The sequence below is a fragment of the Pseudomonas sp. NPDC087342 genome (assembly GCF_044744265.1).
GTDB lineage: Bacteria > Pseudomonadota > Gammaproteobacteria > Pseudomonadales > Pseudomonadaceae > Aquipseudomonas > Aquipseudomonas nunensis.
The window spans coordinates 135,815-155,290 of the sequence record NZ_JBIUXZ010000003.1; the positions used below are offsets into that span (position 1 = coordinate 135,815).

The 19,476-nt window shown below is 53.4% G+C and carries 20 protein-coding genes and 1 pseudogene; 7 read left to right on the forward strand and 14 right to left on the reverse strand.

Annotated features, from left to right (window positions below; translation table 11 throughout):
* Window positions 1–124: 124 nt before the first annotated feature.
* The 8 genes from ACIOYV_RS11020 to ACIOYV_RS11055 form a co-directional block, all read right to left on the reverse strand.
* The gene (locus tag ACIOYV_RS11020; protein ID WP_401323616.1) at window positions 125–955 is read right to left on the reverse strand and encodes an ABC transporter ATP-binding protein; all 831 of its coding nucleotides are present in this window, start codon (window positions 953–955) and stop codon (window positions 125–127) included.
* A 94-nt stretch (window positions 956–1,049) separates the two neighbouring features.
* Window positions 1,050–1,409: a RidA family protein gene (locus tag ACIOYV_RS11025; protein WP_401323617.1), complete on the reverse strand. Its 360-nt coding sequence runs from the start codon at window positions 1,407–1,409 to the stop codon at window positions 1,050–1,052.
* Between the two features lie 15 nt (window positions 1,410–1,424).
* Window positions 1,425–2,801 carry an FAD-dependent oxidoreductase gene (locus ACIOYV_RS11030; RefSeq protein WP_401323619.1) on the reverse strand — a complete coding sequence of 459 codons (1,377 nt, stop codon included), beginning with the start codon at window positions 2,799–2,801 and terminating at the stop codon, window positions 1,425–1,427.
* Window positions 2,794–3,108 carry a (2Fe-2S)-binding protein gene (locus ACIOYV_RS11035; RefSeq protein ID WP_401323621.1) on the reverse strand — a complete coding sequence of 105 codons (315 nt, stop codon included), beginning with the start codon at window positions 3,106–3,108 and terminating at the stop codon, window positions 2,794–2,796. The genes ACIOYV_RS11030 and ACIOYV_RS11035 overlap by 8 nt, the downstream gene beginning before the upstream one ends.
* Window positions 3,098–4,225, reverse strand: a complete 1,128-nt coding sequence (locus ACIOYV_RS11040; RefSeq protein WP_401323622.1) for an NAD(P)/FAD-dependent oxidoreductase — start codon at window positions 4,223–4,225, stop codon at window positions 3,098–3,100. Before ACIOYV_RS11040 ends, ACIOYV_RS11035 begins: the two co-directional genes overlap by 11 nt.
* Window positions 4,226–4,262: 37 nt before the next feature.
* Entirely contained in the window at window positions 4,263–5,105 is an 843-nt protein-coding gene (locus ACIOYV_RS11045; RefSeq protein WP_401323624.1) for a lysine/arginine/ornithine ABC transporter substrate-binding protein, read from the reverse strand.
* A 47-nt stretch (window positions 5,106–5,152) separates the two neighbouring features.
* Window positions 5,153–5,839 carry an ABC transporter permease gene (locus ACIOYV_RS11050; protein WP_401323625.1) on the reverse strand — a complete coding sequence of 229 codons (687 nt, stop codon included), beginning with the start codon at window positions 5,837–5,839 and terminating at the stop codon, window positions 5,153–5,155.
* Complete coding sequence (locus ACIOYV_RS11055; RefSeq protein WP_401323627.1) at window positions 5,836–6,546, reverse strand: ABC transporter permease; 711 nt, start codon at window positions 6,544–6,546, stop codon at window positions 5,836–5,838. The genes ACIOYV_RS11050 and ACIOYV_RS11055 overlap by 4 nt, the downstream gene beginning before the upstream one ends.
* A 188-nt stretch (window positions 6,547–6,734) precedes the next feature.
* Between ACIOYV_RS11055 and ACIOYV_RS11060 the strand changes: the two genes are divergently transcribed.
* Window positions 6,735–7,673: a LysR substrate-binding domain-containing protein gene (locus ACIOYV_RS11060; RefSeq protein WP_401323628.1), complete on the forward strand. Its 939-nt coding sequence runs from the start codon at window positions 6,735–6,737 to the stop codon at window positions 7,671–7,673.
* A 370-nt stretch (window positions 7,674–8,043) separates the two neighbouring features.
* Here ACIOYV_RS11060 and ACIOYV_RS11065 read toward each other — a convergent pair whose 3' ends face one another.
* Together ACIOYV_RS11065 and ACIOYV_RS11070 are read right to left on the reverse strand one after the other, a co-directional pair.
* Window positions 8,044–9,150: a helix-turn-helix domain-containing protein gene (locus ACIOYV_RS11065; protein WP_401323630.1), complete on the reverse strand. Its 1,107-nt coding sequence runs from the start codon at window positions 9,148–9,150 to the stop codon at window positions 8,044–8,046.
* A complete protein-coding gene (locus ACIOYV_RS11070; protein WP_401323631.1) occupies window positions 9,147–9,806 on the reverse strand; it encodes a hypothetical protein in 660 nt (219 codons plus the stop codon). Before ACIOYV_RS11070 ends, ACIOYV_RS11065 begins: the two co-directional genes overlap by 4 nt.
* Window positions 9,807–9,945: 139 nt before the next feature.
* Between ACIOYV_RS11070 and ACIOYV_RS11075 the strand changes: the two genes are divergently transcribed.
* From ACIOYV_RS11075 to ACIOYV_RS11095, 5 genes are all read left to right on the forward strand, one after another.
* Entirely contained in the window at window positions 9,946–10,554 is a 609-nt protein-coding gene (locus ACIOYV_RS11075) for a hypothetical protein (RefSeq protein ID WP_401323633.1), read from the forward strand.
* 99 nt (window positions 10,555–10,653) lie between these two features.
* Window positions 10,654–10,872: a hypothetical protein gene (locus ACIOYV_RS11080; RefSeq protein ID WP_401323635.1), complete on the forward strand. Its 219-nt coding sequence runs from the start codon at window positions 10,654–10,656 to the stop codon at window positions 10,870–10,872.
* 270 nt (window positions 10,873–11,142) lie between these two features.
* Window positions 11,143–11,976, forward strand: coding sequence for a hypothetical protein (locus ACIOYV_RS11085; RefSeq protein WP_401323636.1), 834 nt, complete (start codon window positions 11,143–11,145; stop codon window positions 11,974–11,976).
* 380 nt (window positions 11,977–12,356) lie between these two features.
* Window positions 12,357–14,492 (forward strand): ATP-dependent nuclease, encoded by a 2,136-nt coding sequence (locus ACIOYV_RS11090; protein ID WP_401323638.1) that lies wholly within the window; start codon window positions 12,357–12,359, stop codon window positions 14,490–14,492.
* Between the two features lies 1 nt (window position 14,493).
* Window positions 14,494–16,290: a UvrD-helicase domain-containing protein gene (locus ACIOYV_RS11095; RefSeq protein ID WP_401323640.1), complete on the forward strand. Its 1,797-nt coding sequence runs from the start codon at window positions 14,494–14,496 to the stop codon at window positions 16,288–16,290.
* 300 nt (window positions 16,291–16,590) lie between these two features.
* Here ACIOYV_RS11095 and ACIOYV_RS11100 read toward each other — a convergent pair whose 3' ends face one another.
* Entirely contained in the window at window positions 16,591–16,848 is a 258-nt protein-coding gene (locus ACIOYV_RS11100) for a DUF6555 family protein (protein ID WP_401323642.1), read from the reverse strand.
* Window positions 16,849–17,130: 282 nt separating this feature from the next.
* Here ACIOYV_RS11100 and ACIOYV_RS11105 point away from each other — a divergent pair.
* Window positions 17,131–17,524 (forward strand): annotated as a pseudogene (locus tag ACIOYV_RS11105) (transposase); the annotation flags it as partial.
* Between the two features lie 219 nt (window positions 17,525–17,743).
* Here the strand turns inward: ACIOYV_RS11105 and ACIOYV_RS11110 are convergent.
* From ACIOYV_RS11110 to ACIOYV_RS11120, 3 genes are all read right to left on the reverse strand, one after another.
* Window positions 17,744–18,046, reverse strand: coding sequence for a hypothetical protein (locus ACIOYV_RS11110; RefSeq protein WP_401323644.1), 303 nt, complete (start codon window positions 18,044–18,046; stop codon window positions 17,744–17,746).
* 172 nt (window positions 18,047–18,218) lie between these two features.
* Window positions 18,219–18,413, reverse strand: coding sequence for a hypothetical protein (locus ACIOYV_RS11115; RefSeq protein WP_401323645.1), 195 nt, complete (start codon window positions 18,411–18,413; stop codon window positions 18,219–18,221).
* A gap of 142 nt (window positions 18,414–18,555) precedes the next feature.
* Window positions 18,556–19,440 carry an ornithine cyclodeaminase family protein gene (locus ACIOYV_RS11120; protein WP_401323647.1) on the reverse strand — a complete coding sequence of 295 codons (885 nt, stop codon included), beginning with the start codon at window positions 19,438–19,440 and terminating at the stop codon, window positions 18,556–18,558.
* Window positions 19,441–19,476 lie beyond the last annotated feature (36 nt).

The following is a 19,476-nucleotide window of genomic DNA, read 5'->3' on the forward strand; positions in this document are numbered from 1 at the left end:
CGAACATTTAAGATGGCATTTGCAGCCATGCACTCATCGAACCAATACCGCGAATGGCAATAGCCATTTGCAAAAGAGCCAGCGGCTCATTCAACTGAACCGACTACCGGAATTAGTCCAAAAATTACTTGAGACAGTTAGAAAGGAACTTTTGAAGTCGCTCACTCTTAGGCTGATCCAGAATAGAAGGACCACCTTCCTCTTCTATCAGTCCCTGATGCAAAAAGACAACTTTGCTGGAAACCTGGCGAGCAAATTCCATTTCATGCGTAACCATCAGCATGGTTCGCCCTTCCTCGGCGAGTGCTTTGATCACCTTCAGCACCTCTCCGACAAGCTCTGGATCTAGTGCAGAGGTTGGCTCGTCAAACAGAAGGACTTCGGGCTCCATCGCCAATGCACGAGCGATAGCGACCCGCTGCTGCTGGCCTCCTGAAAGGAACGAAGGATATTGCTGTGCCGTTCTGGCTGGCAGGCCTACCTTTTCAAGGTAACCCTCCGCGCGGGTGACCGCTTCCTGGCGACTGATGCCCAAGACCTTCTGAGGGCCAAGGCAGACGTTGTCCAAGACGGTCATGTGGTTCCAGAGGTTGAAATGCTGGAAAACCATACCTAACCGAGAGCGAAGTTTTTCTAACTCCTTGGCCTTAGGCAAATTAGGGCGGAGCCCGTTACCGATATCCAGGCAATATTCATCCAACTGAATTCGGCCAGCATCTGGCTGCTCTAAAAAGTTCACACACCTGAGGAGCGTGCTCTTACCCGAGCCGCTCGCGCCGATGAGCGATATAACGTCCCCTTTGACAGCATTGAGGGAGACGCCTCGCAATACTTGATGTTCGCCATAGTGTTTGCACAGACCGGAGATAATGAGCTTTTCGGCCACCGGGCTTTTAATAATTTCTACTGTCTGCCCGCCATCCCTGTGGGTCGCAGCTTCTGAAGGTATGGACATAAAGTACCCTATCTATTATCTCCGCGCTCGTGACTTCTGCCATGCGCGATCAGGCTAAATGAAAGCCTTAGAATAGTTATAAAGCTATGAGCAATTAATTACTTACAGCTGCCGTTACAATGACTTCGATCAGCAGATCCGGATCATCAAATGCGACCTGGCACGTTGCGCGTGCTGGTCGACCATCGGCACCGAGCCATTCGGCCCAAACAGCGTTCATTGCATCGAAATCTCTCACAATGTCCGCCAGCCAGATCTGCACGGAGAGAGCATTTCCTTTGTCGCTACCGGCCCGGACCAAACGCTCCTGAATCGTCGCCAAGACCTGACGTGTCTGGCCCTCAATATCCTGAGTGCAATCAGACGCAGTGACCCCGGCGAGGTATACCGTTCCGTTATGAACCACGGCGCGACTCAGGCGGGCGTTGCTATCAATCCGTTCAATCGTTGTCATTTTGAGTTCCTCCACTCATTCTTCACGTGCCAGCTCAGCCAACGTTATCGGCTTGAGCGGCGGTCTGATTCTGTAGTACCCGACCTCAGCCGGAGATACGCCTCGCGCACCAGCAAGTATTTGTGTGACGGCGAGGCCACACTGCCGCCCTTGGCATGGGCCCATTCCACAGCGGCCAAATGCTTTGGTCTGGTTTGGTCCGAGGCAGCCCAGCGCCGCGTATTGGCGTACGGCTCCTGCCGTAACTTCTTCGCAGCGGCAGATAATCGTGTCATCGGAGGGGAGCTGAAGCTCAACCACAGGACGGTACAAGCGCTCAAGCATGGGCCTGATGCTGTTGAATTTCTTCCAGGCGTGTCGCACAACACTGGCTCGCTTGGCAGCTTCGTCCGCAGTGAGACCACCGATTGAATGGGCAATACCCGTGGCAGCCAGGCGCCCCTGCAATGCAGCAGCCTCAGCACCATTCACCCCTGCACCATCACCAGCAACGAAGAAACCAGGAACGCTCAGTTCGCCCCACTGATCCTGCTTGGCAATCCAGCACAATTGCCCCTCATCCCAACGGTGCTCAGCGCCGATAGCCAACGTTGGATGAGTGTTAGGCACGATGCCTTGATGGAGCAGTACCAATGAGCAATCAACGTGGTGCTCAATTCCATTGCTAGTGAAACGGACACCCTCAGCCTGGGATGTTCCCTGGATAGCGATGTTCGACACGCCTTGGTACCACTCAATACCTGCGCGCCGGATGCGTGCCATGAGCAAAATACCTTTGAGCAACTGTCGCCATGCAGGAAGCGCGGCAGGCAGGTAGCGGGCGGCCTTTAGGGCGTCAGAGCGCTTGCTTGTATCCACGAGCGCTTTGATCTTCACACCGGCTTCTACGTACTGAACTGCTAGGAGATAAAGCAGCGGGCCGGTACCTGCCAACACCACTGGGCCATTGGGCACACTGGCTCCTGTTTTGAGTAGGATTTGGCCTGCCCCGGCTGTCATGACCCCTGGCAATGTCCAACCCGGTACAGGCATCGGACGCTCGTAGGCACCGCTACAGAACAGAACCCGATCCGCCGTTACCACCCGTGTCTCACCAGCCACACGATAATGAATTTCCCGCTCAGGGCTCACGAACCAAACGGATGCCCCAGGGACATAATCAATCCCGCTGCGAAGGAATCCGGTAACGAGCTGAGCACCAGCCGCATATTCTTTGCCCAGCAACGCTTTGCGTTTGGAAGATGCCAAACTCACTTCGCGGTAAATCTGGCCTCCGGGCGTGGCTTGCTCATCTAGCACGCGAACGCTGATACCCTCAGCATGGAGCTGGAGGGCAGCGGAAAGGCCAGCTGGCCCTGCGCCAAGGATTACAACCTGTACGTGCTCAGACATTGGACTCACCATCAGTCGAACGAGAAAAATGAGTCTCCACTTTCAATCCCGATTGCGTTCGCACTTGGCAGGCCTGACGAGTGACACCATCAATTTGAACCAGGCATTCAAAGCAGACACCCATCATGCAGTACGCGGATCTCGGAGCGCCGCTCACTGGGGTACGCCGGGTGCTGGTGACTCCAGCTTCAAGAAGTGCTGCGGCAAGATTGACGTTATTCGGGACTTCTAACCGTTCGCCATCGAACTCGATCTCAACCAAGGTGTTATGGTCATCCAGCGCTCGAAACAGTGGATCAGTGCGCATGGTTGGATACCTCGCGGACAGGATTGAGGAATCGCTGGCTGTTAAAGCTTTCAAGCTCCAAGGGAGCTGGACCACCGCAGATCCAAGGTGCGACTTCGTAGGCATGAACAGCTGCGAGCGTTACACCGCTATGACAGGTCAATGCGTAAACACCAGGAAAGGTTTTGGATTGTTCGTAGATTGGAAAGCCATCCGGCGTGAGTACGCGAAGTGCGCCCCAGGCTCGAACCAACTGCACATTCGCCAATCGAGGAAAGCACGCGACCGCTTTGCTCGCGATGCTAGACATAATTGGAGTGCTGACCCCGTCATTCAGACCTGTAGCCTCCCCTGAATAACCAAGCTGTAAAGTGCCTTCACCTGTTTGCCTCACATAGTTGGTGGGATAGTCCAAAAATGAGGGAACCCGCTCTGTGATTAGAATCTGACCTCGGTTGGGCTCAAGGCCGAGAGAAATTCCCACCTGCTCAGCTAGCGACTGGTTACCAAGCCCTGCGGCCAGAACCACTCGATCACAGCTCCAGGACTTGCCCGCTCCGACCAGCCGATAGCCTGATCCATCACGCTCAATGGCAGAGATGTCACAACCAGTCTCCAGACTCACGCCACGTTTCTGAACCGCAGCGGTAAGTGCCCGGAGCAACAACAACGGATTGGCATGACCATCCGCTGGGCAATAGAGAGCCCCAACCACATCGGGGCCTACAGATGGCAGGCGACGACGCAACTCGGAAGGATCAAGCTCCTCGAAGCGATAATCATCGTCTAACGCTTCACGAAGCCAGTGGAGGATTCGCGTCTCTTCCGCCATCTCCTCATCACTGAGGCAAAGAGTAAAACCCCCAGGCTGCCGTAGATGAACGTCAATGCCGGTCTCACTGAGCAAGTCATGAGCAAAGCTTGGCCAACCAGCTGCTGAGCGCATGGTTAGACGTGCGTACGCTGGAAGGCCATAGCCTTTGCCCTGCACCCAGACCAAGCCGAAGTTTCCACGGGCTGCTCGCAATGCGACATCGCCCTGATCCAACAGCCGCACTGACACGCCTGCGCGCGCCAAGCCATAGGCGGTTGCCAAACCAACCAAGCCTCCGCCTACTACGATTGTTTCGCTACTCATCACATCCTGCTCCGGTCAGCCTGGAAGCCACACACACTTATTCCGATGGGGTTACGTCAACCGAGAACCATTTTTCTGAAAGCTTCTTGACCGTGCCGTCTTTAACCGCAGAGGTGATTGCCTCATCGAATTTGGCTTTCAGCGCGGAATCAGACTTACGCAGGCCGACACCGATGCCAGGGCCGAACACGCCGTTGGTAAACGTCGGGCCTACCATTTTCGCCTCTTGCATCGAAGGATCTTTCATGGACTGTTTCAAGACGACAGCGTTGGCCAGCACTGCGTCGATGCGTCCACTCATCAGGTCCATGTTGTGGGCATCGACCGTCTTGTACTCACGGACCTCAACCACGTTGACCAGATACTTTTCAGCGAATGCAGAGGCTGTCGTCGAACCCTGTACGCCGAGCACCTTGCCCTTCAGCAATGGAGTAAGCTCCTTCACGAGTGCTTGAGCACCTGCTTCATCGGTGTCCAGGTTTATGTTCTTCCCTTGCCCAGGGAGCGATCCAAGGGGGCTATCACCCGCAACCAGGAAGGTGTTGATTGGGGCTGCATACGTGCGGCTGAAGCCGATCACTTCTTGCCGCTTTGGGGTGATGCTCATGCCTGCAATGATCGCGTCAGTCTGACCAGCGTTGAGGGATGGGATCAGGCTGTCCCAGTCATGCGCAGTGATTTCACAGCGAGCCTTCATGCGGTCGCATAGATCTTTTGCGAGATCAATCTCGAATCCGTCGAGTTGCCCACCTGGTTTCACGAAGTTCCAAGGCGCGTAACCACCTTCGGTAACGATTCTGACCACGTCATCTGCGTGCGCAATGCTCGCGCAAGCTGAAGCGAACATGATGGTACCCATCATCAATTTCTTGAATGTCATATCAGACTTCCTCATTTGCGATTGTTGGCAGATGCACGACTATCGAATTAGCGCCGCAGTCCCCGTGTAATCCGGGTTTCAATAAGCTGTACGACGCGGGTTACTACAAAATTGAAAATCAGATACAGGACGCCCGCGCATACAAAAACCTCAATTGGTCTATAAGTTTCAGACACAAGCTTTGCCGCGATACCTGTAACTTCCATGAGCGTTACAATTGAAGCCAAGGAGGTTGACTTGATTTGCAAGATAATCTCGTTGCCATAAGCAGGCAGCATTTGGCGCCATGCTTGAGGAATGATGACATTCGTCCAAATCTGGTCTTTTCGAAGTCCTACGGATAAAGCTGACTCGATTTGCCCTCTCTGAACAGAGTTCACTCCACCACGTAGAATCTCGCTGGTATAAGCTGCTGTGTTTAGAGCGAGTGCCAGCAAAACACACCAGTAGGCCTCACGCAGGTAGGGCCACAAGAAACTGTCACGTACGCCATGGAACTGACCTAGCCCGTAATAGATAACAAACAACTGCACAAGAAGCGGCGTGCCACGAAAAATGCCAACAAACGTACGTGCGGGATAATCCAACCAAGGCTTTTTTGAAAGCCGCATTGCGCAGAGCACCGAGGCCAGTACCAGTCCCACAGCACATGAGAATACAGAAAGGCTGAGAGTTAGAGGGACGCCCGCCAATAACCGCTTGAAACAATCAAGCATAAAAGTGTAATCCATCATGCTCTCCTCATTGGCTTGTCCAGCTTGTGTTCAAGCCGTCCGATCAAGTGACTACTCAAGGCACTGATCACAAAATAGAGGGCCGCAGCCGTGCAGTAGAACAAGAAGGGCTGATGAGTAGCTCCAGCTCCCATTTGAGACTGACGCATGAGTTCGACCAACCCTACGACACTTATCAACGCAGAATCTTTAAGAACCAAAAGCCAGACGTTACCGAGTCCTGGAAGAGCTATTCGCAGCGCTTGCGGGGCAAGGATCAGCGCAAATAATTTTAATTTTGGAAGCCCGAGCGACTTTCCGGCCTCGATGGTACCCACCGGCACATTGATAACCGCTCCCCGAAGCACTTCAAGTTGATAGGCACCGCTGATTACAGAAATGGCTGCCACGCCAACTAAAAATCCCGGAAAGCCAACAAACCCTTTGAAGCCGAGGGACTGCGCAATTTGGGTCAACACCATACTGCTGCCGAAATAGAACATGTAAATGATCAGCAGGTCGGGCACACCACGGAGCACTGTTGTGTAGACATCTGCCAACCATCGGAGGAGCGCATACTGGGAAAGCTTCGCCCAGCAGCCCAAGCAACCAATGACAGACCCGCCGAGAAAACCCGAGACTGAGATCGCGCATGTCATGAGGGCTGCGAGCAACATATCTGCCGCCCAACCCTGTTCACCAAAGCTCATAATTTGGAGGGAATTCAAGGTACTACTCCACAAGCGGCAAGCACTTATAGCTAATGAATTTCGGGGGCAGGGGCTTCAAGAGGACTCTAGGCTGTCGCATATTTTTATTGTTCTGCTTTGGTTTTGTTGCAATTTCGCATGCCAGCGGCATAATTCAAAATCAAATATCGCCCTATTCAGTATGTCAAAATGTTATAGGAGGAATCATGCGGATCAACCTGCGCCAAGTCGAAGCCTTTCATGCCGTCATGCGTACCGGATCGATGACAGGTGCCGCGAATCTGATGTCGGTCACGCAGCCAGCAGTGACACGCCTAGTGCGAGATTTCGAAGAAGCAATCGGATTGCCGCTTTTCGAACGTAAAGGGAGTCACCTCATCCCGACTCCTCAAGCGGCGGCGTTGATACCTGAGGTTGAGCGCTCGTTCATTGGGCTCGACCGCATAGGTCGACTGGCAGCCGGTATTCGTGAACACACCGCAGGTTCGTTACGAATTGCAGCGATGCCTGCCGTCGCCAACACTCTACTACCTAGGTTTTTGTCCCGATTCCTACCGGACCGACCGAATTTGCAGATCAGTATCCTTGGTGTTCCATCGCACCAAGTTGTTGAGATGGTATCCGCAGGTCAAGTTGACATCGGTTACGCCGAAGGCCCTTTGAACCCTCACGGCGTGGAGATGGAGGCTGTTGAAATGGATGCCGTCGCTGTAATGCCGACCGGTCACTCGATGAGCAAATTGGAAATCGTGAGCCCCTCAGATTTTGCAGGAGAGAGATTCATCTCCATGCGACCAGGATCTCTTTTTTCATCTGGGGTGCAATTAGCCCTTGCCCAAGTACCCAGAATCACAAGCCTGGAGGCGAGCCTGACACACACTGCATGCGCTCTGGTTGCACAGGGTTTAGGAGTCAGCATTGTTGACCCTCCTACGGCTACAGAATTCGCTGGCAAGGGGCTGGAAGCACGGCCATTGTCCGTGAAGATTGACACGGGCTTCCTTGTAATTAGGTCCCGCAAGTCTGCCCAGCAGGGACTCACCGAAGAGTTCTCAGACCAATTCCTCAGTTTCTACAAAACTTTAGGCGTGCATGACGGAGTCCAAACGGGCAACCGCATAAGCCAATCAGTGGGGGGCACATAACGTGCAGACTCAAGACATCAGAGCGGCGAGGTAACGGTGACAGGCAAGCCCTGTTTCCCAGGCGTTAACTCGTAGAGGTAATGGCATTCTGTGAAGGGCGTGATTGATCGAATTGAGTCCATTCAAGATCATCGTCAAGCCCCCATCCGCTGTGAAGTCACTTCCCTTCTGCGGTGATAGAAACGCGAGAATGGGGATTGGTCGCCCCCCCTCTGACGGCGCTTTGCCAACTGGACTATTTCGCGGTACGCGTTATTTATCTGACTAGCCAGCTGCGATTCACCAGCTGCGCTGAAGTGGCCCAAGAGGGCGATCTCTTAACGGCCTCGGCGAATCTAGGCAGCTTGTACCAATCCATCGCACGAATAGCTCAGGGACGTACTACCCGTAAGTTTGGCGCGCGCTTAGCAGTGGGTAATCCTGCATGATTACCTGTGACAATCACCGGAGCTAGACCAAAGAGAATTGGAGTCAGATCATCTGGAGCCACGCTCAAGTCCGACGCAATACCCTGAAGCGATTTTCCTCTATCCCGAGCGAAACTAAGTACTTTTTGGAGCACCTGGGAGCTTTCCCTCGGAGAGGGGTCAATCTCTGAAGTCCGGGCCCCCATTGTCGAAAACTCGATGCACAGATCTCGATAGACCCACTCAGTCAGTATTCCAACCTTGTGCAACCGGTAGGTCAGAGCCATCGCCGAGACATTCCAAAACTTCTTCGCTTTGAGAACATCAGCAGTGGTCCTGCATCCGTGTGCATAGGCGAGGATACTGTCGCGCGGCATGAGGAGAGCTGAGGCAAAAGCATTCGCTTCAGCCTCCACTTCTTTACCTTTGTTTTCTCCGTGGCGATGCAGCACTAGATGCCCCAACTCATGGGCAGCATCGAACCGGCTTGCCTCACTCGATTTCTGGGTGTTTAGAAACACGAATGGAGTCGTGCCTCGACGCCAGCACGAAAAAGCGTTGACTTGGTTCGTCTCCTCAGCAAGTGAGAAAACTCTCACACCTTTAGATTCCAACAAGTGGACGATGTTCTTAATCGGAGTCTGACCCAGCAGCCATTCGGTCCTGACAACCATTGCGGCAGCTTCAGGGTCCATGCCCGAACAGTCCGGAATGTCAGCCACTGGAAGATTAAATTTCTGATCTATCCAGTCAGCTAGCAGGTACGCAATACCGCCAGCAGCCAGAGCAGCGTCGCGTTGCCCTGCGGTCATGCGAGAAAATGAACGGAAACTAGCGTTCTCATCTGTAGGCGCCTCAATGTCCTGCCCAAAGAAAAAACTCATGGGAAATTTTAGGACATGAGACAACAGGCCCAAGCTTTCAGCCGTAGGCTCCTGGACACCGGTTTCATAGAGCGTGATCAGCTTACTACTAAGACCTGCACGGTCGGCGAGCAATTTCTTGGTAAGACTCCGGCGTTGCCTAGCAAGGATTAGCCGGTTGGGATTGAAATCGCTCAATTCGTTCATGATCTCGGTGTCACAGGGATATCTATGTCTGGGCCTGCTGCTGGACCTTGGAACCCGTCCGGCTCGCCAAGTTGCAGCGGCGGCATGATAAAGCGAGGCGCCCAGTCGTCAACCTTTTCGTTCTCTGCCATGTTGATTGGGCGAGACAATTCGTAATGCACCGTACGGTTCTGCACATCTACGTGGAAAAGCAAGATCCATAAAGTCTGCTGACGCTCGGTCCCTGGAGTGAAGCGTTGCAGCTCCTCACGAGAAACGGGAAACAAATCCTGCTGCCTTGCATTGTAATGAACACTGTTGGTGGTTTGACTTCCCCGCTTGTTGCGGGTCAAAGGCGTCTGATGAGGATTGCCAGTGTTTTCATCGCCGCAGATTACGGTGATTGCATGCTTGCCATCCGGAGAGACAACACGCGGCTGATTTCGCGGATCGTCTGACGTCCAGCCCTTTGGCAATAGAATGGCTCGTAGAGCCCGGATGCCATGTATCCATGCAAGCGTTCCACCCGAACCTTTCGGGTGGAGGGGGCCAGCGCTTACGAATGATCGAAAGCAATCTATGATCGTCGCCCGGAGGTCACTCTCTGTGATCCCGAAGAGATGTTCAATTGCAAGTTCCGGTGGTACGTCCTGAAAAGCAAAATCTTCGCTGCGCATGAGGGAGTGCCTCTGGGGATTTCCGTAAATTCTACATCATTTGATGTAGGAAAAAAGGAAGCACACGGTAACGCCTCCTTGTCAGGGTGGCTCATTCGCTATCAGAAGAATATTGGACCAATAAGAATGCGAGGATGCAGTGCGAAACAAGCCCACAGTAAGAAAAAATCCTGAGCATTCGAAGCCTTCCTCCACGAGCCAAACGCTACAAAAGAGCTGGGTCAAAAGTGCCGGGATAGCACTTCTGTCTGCCACAGGCGGGGCCGTTGCCGAGGCCTACAGCAATTTTTTGTCTCAGAATTTCAATCCGTTGTTTTTATCGCTTGTCGCCTGGGCGCAGGACCAAATTTTTCCCATGCCTTTAGACCAGCAAATCGTCGCCCAGCTGACGTTCTACATTTCCGCAAAAGTCGATAAAGAGCGATCAGCAGAGGTCATGGCTGTAGGGCTATATGGTAAAGACTGCCGCCGTCCCGGTGGAAAAACTGAAGTTCGTACTTTCGATCAAGGGGAGCGTGACAACTACACTGAAGCCCTTGTCCGAGGCTCCTGCCGCCCTTCGGGCAGGACGAAGGTAACAATCACGCCACGCAATGGCAGCCCAATTACGCTTTACGATGGAATCTTCAAAGACGGCGAAAAAATCGAATTTGGCGGAGTGCCAGGGAGCTACGAATACGGTGTCCTTACGTTAATGCTCGTAGGAACCAATGAACCTTCAGGTCCTTGGGTGCCAGTAAACCAATGAGACAAGACACTGGATAGCGACCGCATTAAAGATGACGGCCGGAACGGAGAGTAGAGAGATGAACTAGGCTTCCGTCACCACTCATCAAGGATGACCGCCATGCCGGATAACCCAGACTGCGCGATTGCCACGGCGGATGCTCTGACATTGCTTTTGCACAATCAGCACGCTCTTGGTGCAGCAATAGAAGAGATCACCAAATGGCTTTTAGAAAATAGCGTAGAGAGTGTTGCAATAAACGCAGTAGCGGCCATGGAAACCTTGGACACAAACGCAAAAGCTATTACAGACGCAATTATGCGACTGCGGGAGTGCTAGTAATTGCCCTTACGCTTAGGCATAGATGACTGGCGACCATGGTTTTTTAGCGGATCTACGTGAGGGGTTGCTTTCGGCCAGAAGCGGCCCTTCGCTTAGGATCGCTCGTCTCCAAAGCTGAGAGCGTTGGCTCAAATCATCATCGTTGTCAGAGGCATATCAGCGCGTATATCAGGGGAAAATAAACCAGCTACAGTTGGAGTTCCTTTCCGAATCTAGTAGGCTTTGAATACCACCACTTATCAATCTAATTAGAGTATCGAAATTCTCATGGATGACAGCTACGAGATTGGCCATAGACTCATTGTCGTGGTCCCGGATAAAACAGCTGAAGCAATGCGCGAAGTCCAGATGGCACCAGTAGCACCTGAAGAGAGCTTCGTAAAAAAAATCGCTAATTCAGTCTTCTCTTTTTATGGTGAACCGTTTGCCATTACTCTCGGCAAGCAAGCCGTAGAACTGATTAAAACGATTATGGATGCTCTAGATAAAGGGGCTGATCTCACCACTCTTAGCTATTCCGAATCTAAGAAAATTAATCTTATTTTCCCGCCAGGTCATCCGCGAGAAAATGTTGTTTACGCTCAACATCCGGCAAATCATCTGATGTACTACACCGCTAGCTCGTTCCACCGTCAGGCGTTCGAGCATAAGTTTGCGGAAGTGATAACGCTTCTATCGAGCCTAGGCGCTAATGAAATTAAGGTTGAGCATGTCAGCGGCTGGGATCAAGAGTTTTCAGCAGGTCTCGGCGTTACAACCCCGGCTGGAGATTCTGCTTCGATTGGCGTCGGAAAAAATAGAGCAGAGAACTCCACAATTATTTTTGACGCAAAATTGACAGGGCATGACAATCCATCAATCCCTGAGAATTTGACTTGGTATCCTCACGAAGCTCTTTGGCAGACTGTTGCTACCGCTCGCGTAAACAACGGATTAAGGAATTTCAATCTGTCACTAACGTACTCGGACGATTACGGGCTGAATGCTGGTTTTAAAGCCACCATAAAGGGCACCGGATTAGATTTGGGCGGGAAATTTGAAGAGCATCAATCTACTGTTTGGAAAATAACCGGTACTTTTGGCCCAGAAAAATTACAGTAAAGCGCAGAGATTTGACTTGTGGTTTGGACACAAAGGGGACGGATTTATTAATAGGGCAATCCGCTTTTGGCTGTTTTCAGTCGATCGTCACCGGCAGCAATCGGCCAAGAGCAGTCACTTACTGGCGGTAGAGTCAGTTTTGGACTTCCCCGTCAGTATCAATATCGTGGTCTGCCCCGATTAGTTCCGATCAAGATCGCAGGGGCTGCAGCCTTTGCAGGGCCGGCGGCGCTTGTGTTCGCCTACAATGCAGGATTCGATCGGTGCTTTGCTAAGCGATTGAGCCGTATCTTCACCACCAAGCCACGGGAGCGCACAATGCTCCAGCTCGATTGGGCAGGCTAAAATAACGAGCTACGGCTAAACGGGGTACGTTATTCGTGCATATTTCAAGGTTACAACTCGTCAACTATCGGAATTTCGAATGCGCGAATGTCGTATTCAACAAGGGCGTAAACACGATCATCGGCGAGAACGGATCAGGCAAGACCAACCTGTTCCGGGCGTTGCGTCTCTTGCTCGACGACACGCTGCTGCGCGCGGCATATAGGCTCGACGAGAAGGACTTCCACCGGGGCCTTGGCGACTGGCGCGGTCACTGGGTAGTCATTAGCCTCGAGTTCGATGAGGTATCCCAGGACGAAGCGATTCAATCCCTCTTTCTCCATGGGACCGGTAATATCGCCGACGACGCGATCGGCAAGGCGACCTACAACCTTATTTTTCGCCCCAAGGCGGCAGTTCGGCGGACCCTGGCCGACCTTGCCGTCGGTGATGCCGTAGGACTAGCCGAGGCACGTTCGAAGATCACCATTTCGGATTATGAAACGATCTTCACCGGCAAGAGCACCGCAAACTTCCTCGATCCCGAAACCTACAGGCAACTGGTTGGCGACTTCGATGCGGTAATATTTCCCCAAGAACTGACGATCCCCGCTATCGGGGGCGTCATCCCGGGCATGCTCTCGATCTCGCGCGAAGTTTGCTTCACCTTCGTGCAAGCACTGCGCGATGTGGTCGCCGACTTCCAGAACAACCGCACCAACCCCCTCCTAACTTTGCTCAAATGTCGAAGCGGTGAGATCGATCCGCAGAGCTTCGAGCCGATCACCGCGCTCGTCAAAGGGCTCAACGATGCAATTGAGGGCCTACCAGATGTAGAAACCATCCGCACCGATATCCGCGACACCATCACCGATGCGGCAGGCGAGACCTACTCTCCGCGATCACTTTCGATCCGCTCGGATCTGTCCGACGAGGCCGACCGTCTGTTCCAGTCGCTCAAGCTATTTGTGGGCGAGAGTGAGGAAGAATATGAGGGCGCGATTCACGAGTTGAGCCTAGGCGGTGCAAACCTCATCTACCTGACGTTGAAGCTGCTCGAGTTCAAATACCAGAAGCAGAAAGAGTCCTTCGCCAATTTCCTCGTGATTGAGGAGCCGGAGGCGCACATCCACACCCATATCCAGAAAACGCTGTTCGACCGGCTGAACTTTGATGACACCCAGATAATCTATTCGACCCATTCGACCCACATATCCGAAGTGAACAACGTCGTGAACATCAACATCCTCGGCCGGCAAGACGGACGATGCGAGGTTTTTCAGCCATCTACGGGACTTGACGCCGGCCAGATTGGCAATATCCAGCGCTACCTCGATGCTGTCCGCAGCAATCTGCTCTTCGCCAAGAGCGTGGTTCTAGTCGAGGGCGACGCCGAGGAGATCCTCATCCCAATCCTCGTTAAAAAAGTGTTCGGGCTTAGCCTGGACGAGCTGGGGATCAGCTTGATCAACATCCGCAGCACCGGCTTCGAGAACGTTGCGGTGCTTTTCCACAACGAGCGCATCCGCAAGCGCTGCGCGATCATCACCGACCTTGACCGCGCGTTTATCGATACGACCACGGACATACTAGACAGTGACGATAAGGCGGCCGCGAAGAAGAAAGCACTGGGGTCACAGATCGCTGGACTCCAGCGCGAGGCAGCGCTCAAGGAGTTGTGTGCCGGGAATCCCTGGCTGACGGCGCACTTCGCCGACCACACTTTCGAGGTCGATTTCGTCTCCGCCGGCAATGTCGGCACTGTCGTTTCGGTGCTGGGCGACGTCTATAAGGATGGCGGCACCATCGCGACGTCTAAGATGGAGCTGGAATCGGGCGACATCGCACGTTTCGGGACGCGCGTGCTGACGATGGCACGTTACGCCGGAAAAGGGTGGTTCGCCATCATCCTAGGGCGAATGATCACGCCAGAAACTTCCATTCCGGATTACATCCTCGACGCCATCTTCCAAGCGCATATCCCGGTATCCATCCAGACATGGGCGCGTGTGCTGGACTATCGGGTCTCGATCCTTGCGGCGTCGCAACTACACGCGCCAGGAGATATCGACGCGATGCGCGCGCAAATCAGACGCTACCACCGCGGCGAGATCGACTTTGCAGGTGTCCGCGCCGAAATGCTACAGGCCTTTCCGGCAGACGGCATCAACACTATCCTGGCGAGCTTCTAGAATGTTTGTCTGGGACAGGAAGGATCTGAACGACGCCCAAGTCGCAGCCATCGAGCATCCAGGCAGCGTCTTCCTCGTTGCCTGCCCAGGGAGCGGTAAAACGAGGACCCTGACCTACAAGATCGCCCGGCTGTTGTCGGAGCTTAAGTCGGACAAAAAACGCGTCGTCGCGATCACCTACACCCACCGGGCTGCGGATGAGATTCACGAACGGATTGAGCAGCTTGGTGTCTATACAAGCCAGCTCTGGATTGGCACGATCCACTCCTTCTGTCTCGAATGGATCTTAAAGCCCTACGGAATCTATCACTCGGCGCTCAAGCACGGTTTCCGGGTGATCAATGCCCATGACACCGAACGAATGCACGAGGAACTCTGCAGCGCGGTGCAGGGCACTAAGCTCAGCAGCTTCGACTGCGCATATTATTTGAAGCCGAACGGCTGTGTCCTGACATGCAACAAGACTGACAAGCATGAAGCAATTCGTGGAGTTTTGCAGGCATATTGGAAGGCGCTCCGTGCCGAGCGGCAGGTTGATTTTGAACTGATCCTTTTCTACGCCTATCAACTCATCGAGAAGAATCCCTCGATCAGCGTGGTGCTGGGCTCGATCTTTGAATGCGTGCTCCTCGATGAGTTTCAGGATACGCGGGAAATCCAATATGCGATCCTCGCATCGATCCTGAAAGCGTCTAAAGGTGGTGCGTCCGCCTTCGTCGTAGGCGATCCTAATCAGGCAATTTATGGCTCGCTTGGCGGCTATGCGATCACGGCGGCGGACTTTGGGACGCAGTGCGGCATCGCCTTCAAGGAAATGGAGCTATCAGGCAATTATCGGTCGTCATCGCGCATTGTGAGCTATTTCGGCAATTACAACGTCTTGCCTTCGAAGATCGAGGCGGTGGGAAGGGGCAAGGACTACGCGAGCGTGGTGTCATTCGATCACCAGACGCACCGCGACGCGCTGGAAGAAGAGCTTGTAAGGCTCATCAAATTCAACGTCGAAACGCTCGGGATCGCTCAGCATGAGGTCTGCATCGTTGCGCCTTGGTGGGTCCATCTCGCAAGCATGACACGCCGTCTGGTCGCGGCGCTTCCGGCCTATTCGTTCGATGGCCCGGGCATGGTGCCCTTCGCGCGCGACGTCGACAATTTCTGGTACAAGCTCGCCCGGATCATTCTGACGGAGGCGTCCCCACAGCTCTATGTACGCCGGATGCGATGGGCGGGGGAAGTAATCGCTGACCTCAGCGTGGCGGGCGTCGAGGTTCAAGGTTTGGACCGCAAGACACTGCTGCGCGTCTGCAACTCCATCACCGTCACCGAAACCGATGGCCTGGTCTTCCTCCGGGTGTTCTTCGACCAGCTATGTTCCACTTTGGGAGTCGATCGCCACACTTACGCGGCGCTCCAAGAGCATCACGACGCTTTCTTTGAATGCTCGCAGAAGCGCGTCGACAAGCTCATCAAAGAAGGCGCTGAGGCGATCGCTGAATTGGAGATGTTCAGGAAAGTCTTTGCGGGCCGGACTGGTATCACCGTATCGACGATCCACGGGGTAAAGGGCGCTGAGTATGATGCAGTGATCGCCTATGGCCTGCTAGAAGGGATGGTTCCCCATTTCAGCGATCCGAACCAGGCCGAGACAGCGAAGAAGCTCATGTACGTGGTTTCGTCGCGGGCTAGAAAGAACCTACATCTGATCTCTGAGCGCGGTCGCAGCCGAGGCTGGAGCGGAGATTATCAACCAACCGACGTACTTGCTGGATGTGCATTCGGGTACGACCAGCTTTCTTGACGGGTAAGAATCTGGTCGAAAATGACCGCTCCTGGCCGAACTCTGCCTGTCGCAAGGGGCCGCTAAGGGTCGCTAGCTGCCCTTTGTGAAGGGCAGCTATGGGTCGACTTCTGCCAGTCAGGGCCACTCAGTATGCTGGTCAAATCCGATGCGAACGACTGGTCAAGTTGAATGCAAATGAGTGGGCAAGTGCAATGCAAATGGGTGGTCAGGTGGAGTGCAATTACCCAGCAGTAAGCACAGCGTCATAGGTCAATTAATAACAGCCCTGCGAAACCACGAGTTGCGTCGTGTCTTGGTTCACGTGGAAACCGCAACCGTCCAATTTACTTTGGAGGTCTCCCGCCATTTCACATCCGTCACGCCGAATCTTTCGGCCATGGGTTTGCTAAAAACCTTCAGCGGCGCTTTTCCCGGTTTGGGTATAGGCGCCAATTCAGCGTCGCAACATGCCCAATGCCATGCATCAGCGTCGCACATTTTCAGGGCGCGAATGACGAACGACTTAGCTCTGCCATGGAGTCGGTATTCAATGACGTACAGATCAGTGCGATTCATGAAGCCCTCCTTATGCACATATGCAAAAGAGCGACTTACGGAAAAAAAATTCCAAAAAACTGAGCAAGTTTACTTTTTCTTTACCAGATGCTCTTGATAGAAACTGACCTCAAAACACCTATCAAAATGGCAGACCACTTTTGTTAAACGACAATAGGTTGTCTGTGACGGTTGGTGAAACGCCCTAGCGCCCTCGCCTGCCCGGCCAACCGTGCGCCGGACATATATTTCAATTCGACGCATTGGCCAAGCGCCCCACGCCCACCGCTCTCGACTCAATAGTACAAAATCGAAAGCGAAATCCGCGACCAGGAGCTGGATTTACGACGTCGAATACAGCAAAAAAAGCCGTACCGGTGATAGAAATGATGCATGCCTGGATGATCGCTCAGATTGACCTGGTGCCTAAAGGATCGAAGAACAGCAGAGAACTCGATTACAGCCTGAAACTTTGTGGAGCGCTGTCGCGCCCTCATGATGAAGGGGCCGTTCCCATTGACATTAACTGGTGTGAGAACCAAATCCGAGCGTGGGCATCGGGGCGCAAAAACTGGCTCTTTGCACGGCTAATAGTCATGATCCGTACGCGTATATCAAGGATGTTCTCACGCGCCTGCCGACGCGACGAGCAAGTGAAATTGAGCAGTCGCTTCCGCATGAATGGCAACGGTTCTAATCCAGCGTGACCTCAATCCCGGACGCATACACGGCTGCGGGTCAATCGCGTTTCAATGAGGTAGAAGCCATTGGCCGTTTTCATAACCAGCAGAGGCTGAAGTCAGCGAGAAAAGCGTGACTACTTCAATCCTTTACGGCTTTGGCGCGTGCCTCAGTGGCCCAGAAGGCGGTACACGGAGACGTGCGAACGCGACTCGCTGGTGAAGGGCGAGCCAGCCTAATCAGCAGACCTGCTTTCAATCTCGAACCCGACCAGCTGTGCCATAAGATCAAGCTCAGCAGGCCGGATATAACGTTGGGGGGAGCGGAAAAGGTGAGCCTGGCGGTCATCACCAAATCTGAAATGATGCGATACGACTTTTTGATTCACCACGTCGTAGGTGTCGAGGCCGATATAGCCCGGTTCGGAGCAGAGAATTACAGTCTGCGGAGCCGTCGTCTTGGGAAGTTCAGGAACCCAAAGCTCGACCACGAAATGGCCACCTGGAGCAAGATGCTGTGCAGCGTTGCGAAAGCACATCACTTGATCTGCTTGCGTCAACTGGTTTGAAATTGTGTTGTAAACCAGATAAACGAGGCTGAAGTGCCCCGGCGCTAGGTTTTAACCATGTCTCCTAGAACAACCGGGATAGTTGCTTCATCAACCTTTTTGCGCAACTGCTCCACCATTGCAGGAGATACTTCTATTCCAGTCACGGAAATGCCCGCTTGCTGAGCGGTACGGCCACACGCCCGGTTCCAATTGCGAATTCAAGCGCGCCGCCTTCTCCTGCGAGTTCTGCAAGCAGATCTACGGTTGGCACCAGCACTTCGGACGAAAACATTTCGCTGTCGAGTGCATCATAAGACTCGGCAGTCTCGGTGTTCCAGATTTCGTCATTACGCATGTGGTGTGTCCTGGTCCAGAGATAACCGCGATGCGTCTGCATGGCGCTGGTGAACTGAATCATACTCCGCCAGCAGTGTGAAGGTGTGTTGGTCAACCGCTTACGCAAATCGCCAGCGCAAGCCCTTGAGGATCGAGGCGGGTCATGCAAAACGCAGGCGTTGCCCAATACCCAAACGATGCGCTTTTTCCAACAGAGCATGTCCCAAGGCTATGTCGCTTAGGCTTAGGCCGCGATGCCAGAAAAGAATGGTTTCCTCCGGCGAATGCCGGCCATCCTTAAGTCCGGCGACTATTTGTCCTAGTTCAGCGTGCAAGGTAGTTTCGCTGAGTTTCCCCGCTTCGATATGCGCCCTTAAGGAGCCAAATATGCCACTCTTACATTGCCCCCAATCGTCCACCACGACTTTACTCATGATGTCGGTAAGCGACAGTTGCACCGCACTCATGGTGCCGTAAGGCACGACGAACGCTCCTTGCTTAATCCACTCAGTATGCAGCAGCGGCTCGGGTTGATTCAGGCGCGATGCCTCGACCACGATGTCCGCTTCACGGACCGCGCTTTCCCAGTCATGTGTAACTGTCACTGTTTTCCCTAGGTCACGACTTAAGCGTTCGGCGAATGCCTGACGACTGTCCTCCCGCCGAGAATGCACACGAATTTCCTCAAAGTCGAATAGGTGATCCAACAATCGCACGTTCCAATACGCCGTGCCTCTTGCACCAATGTGCGCGAGAACTTTGCTGTCCGATCGAGGTAGGTATTTTGCACCGATAGCAGTTACAACTCCGGTGCGCATGTCAGTTATTGCCGAAGCATCGAGGATAGCTTTTGGTACGCCGGTAGCGGGATCCAGCAGGTTGAGTATCGCTAGCTCCGAAGGCAAGCCGTTGCGGTAGTTCTCCACGAAATCACCCACCACCTTAACTACGGCATACCCTATATCACCCTTCAATACGCCGCGTAACACATTGAAGTGGCCATTGATCTGGCCACCTGGAATCAGATGGGTACGCGGCTCGTTCACAGCCTCATTTCGGTCCTGAATTAGCCAAACTTTCTT

Bases quoted from the DNA above. Each gene is read 5' to 3' on its own strand.
- ACIOYV_RS11045 (WP_401323624.1), bottom strand. From the start codon at position 5,105: ATGACATTCAAGAAATTGATGATGGGTACCATCATGTTCGCTTCAGCT.
- ACIOYV_RS11065 (WP_401323630.1), bottom strand. From the start codon at position 9,150: ATGAACGAATTGAGCGATTTCAATCCCAACCGGCTAATCCTTGCTAGG.
- ACIOYV_RS11110 (WP_401323644.1), bottom strand. From the start codon at position 18,046: ATGTGCTTTCGCAACGCTGCACAGCATCTTGCTCCAGGTGGCCATTTC.
- ACIOYV_RS11025 (WP_401323617.1), bottom strand. From the start codon at position 1,409: ATGACAACGATTGAACGGATTGATAGCAACGCCCGCCTGAGTCGCGCC.
- ACIOYV_RS11060 (WP_401323628.1), top strand. From the start codon at position 6,735: ATGCGGATCAACCTGCGCCAAGTCGAAGCCTTTCATGCCGTCATGCGT.
- ACIOYV_RS11040 (WP_401323622.1), bottom strand. From the start codon at position 4,225: ATGAGTAGCGAAACAATCGTAGTAGGCGGAGGCTTGGTTGGTTTGGCA.
- ACIOYV_RS11050 (WP_401323625.1), bottom strand. From the start codon at position 5,839: ATGATGGATTACACTTTTATGCTTGATTGTTTCAAGCGGTTATTGGCG.
- ACIOYV_RS11095 (WP_401323640.1), top strand. From the start codon at position 14,494: ATGTTTGTCTGGGACAGGAAGGATCTGAACGACGCCCAAGTCGCAGCC.
- ACIOYV_RS11070 (WP_401323631.1), bottom strand. From the start codon at position 9,806: ATGCGCAGCGAAGATTTTGCTTTTCAGGACGTACCACCGGAACTTGCA.
- ACIOYV_RS11030 (WP_401323619.1), bottom strand. From the start codon at position 2,801: ATGTCTGAGCACGTACAGGTTGTAATCCTTGGCGCAGGGCCAGCTGGC.
- ACIOYV_RS11085 (WP_401323636.1), top strand. From the start codon at position 11,143: ATGGATGACAGCTACGAGATTGGCCATAGACTCATTGTCGTGGTCCCG.
- ACIOYV_RS11035 (WP_401323621.1), bottom strand. From the start codon at position 3,108: ATGCGCACTGATCCACTGTTTCGAGCGCTGGATGACCATAACACCTTG.
- ACIOYV_RS11080 (WP_401323635.1), top strand. From the start codon at position 10,654: ATGCCGGATAACCCAGACTGCGCGATTGCCACGGCGGATGCTCTGACA.
- ACIOYV_RS11100 (WP_401323642.1), bottom strand. From the start codon at position 16,848: ATGAATCGCACTGATCTGTACGTCATTGAATACCGACTCCATGGCAGA.
- ACIOYV_RS11020 (WP_401323616.1), bottom strand. From the start codon at position 955: ATGTCCATACCTTCAGAAGCTGCGACCCACAGGGATGGCGGGCAGACA.
- ACIOYV_RS11115 (WP_401323645.1), bottom strand. From the start codon at position 18,413: ATGCGTAATGACGAAATCTGGAACACCGAGACTGCCGAGTCTTATGAT.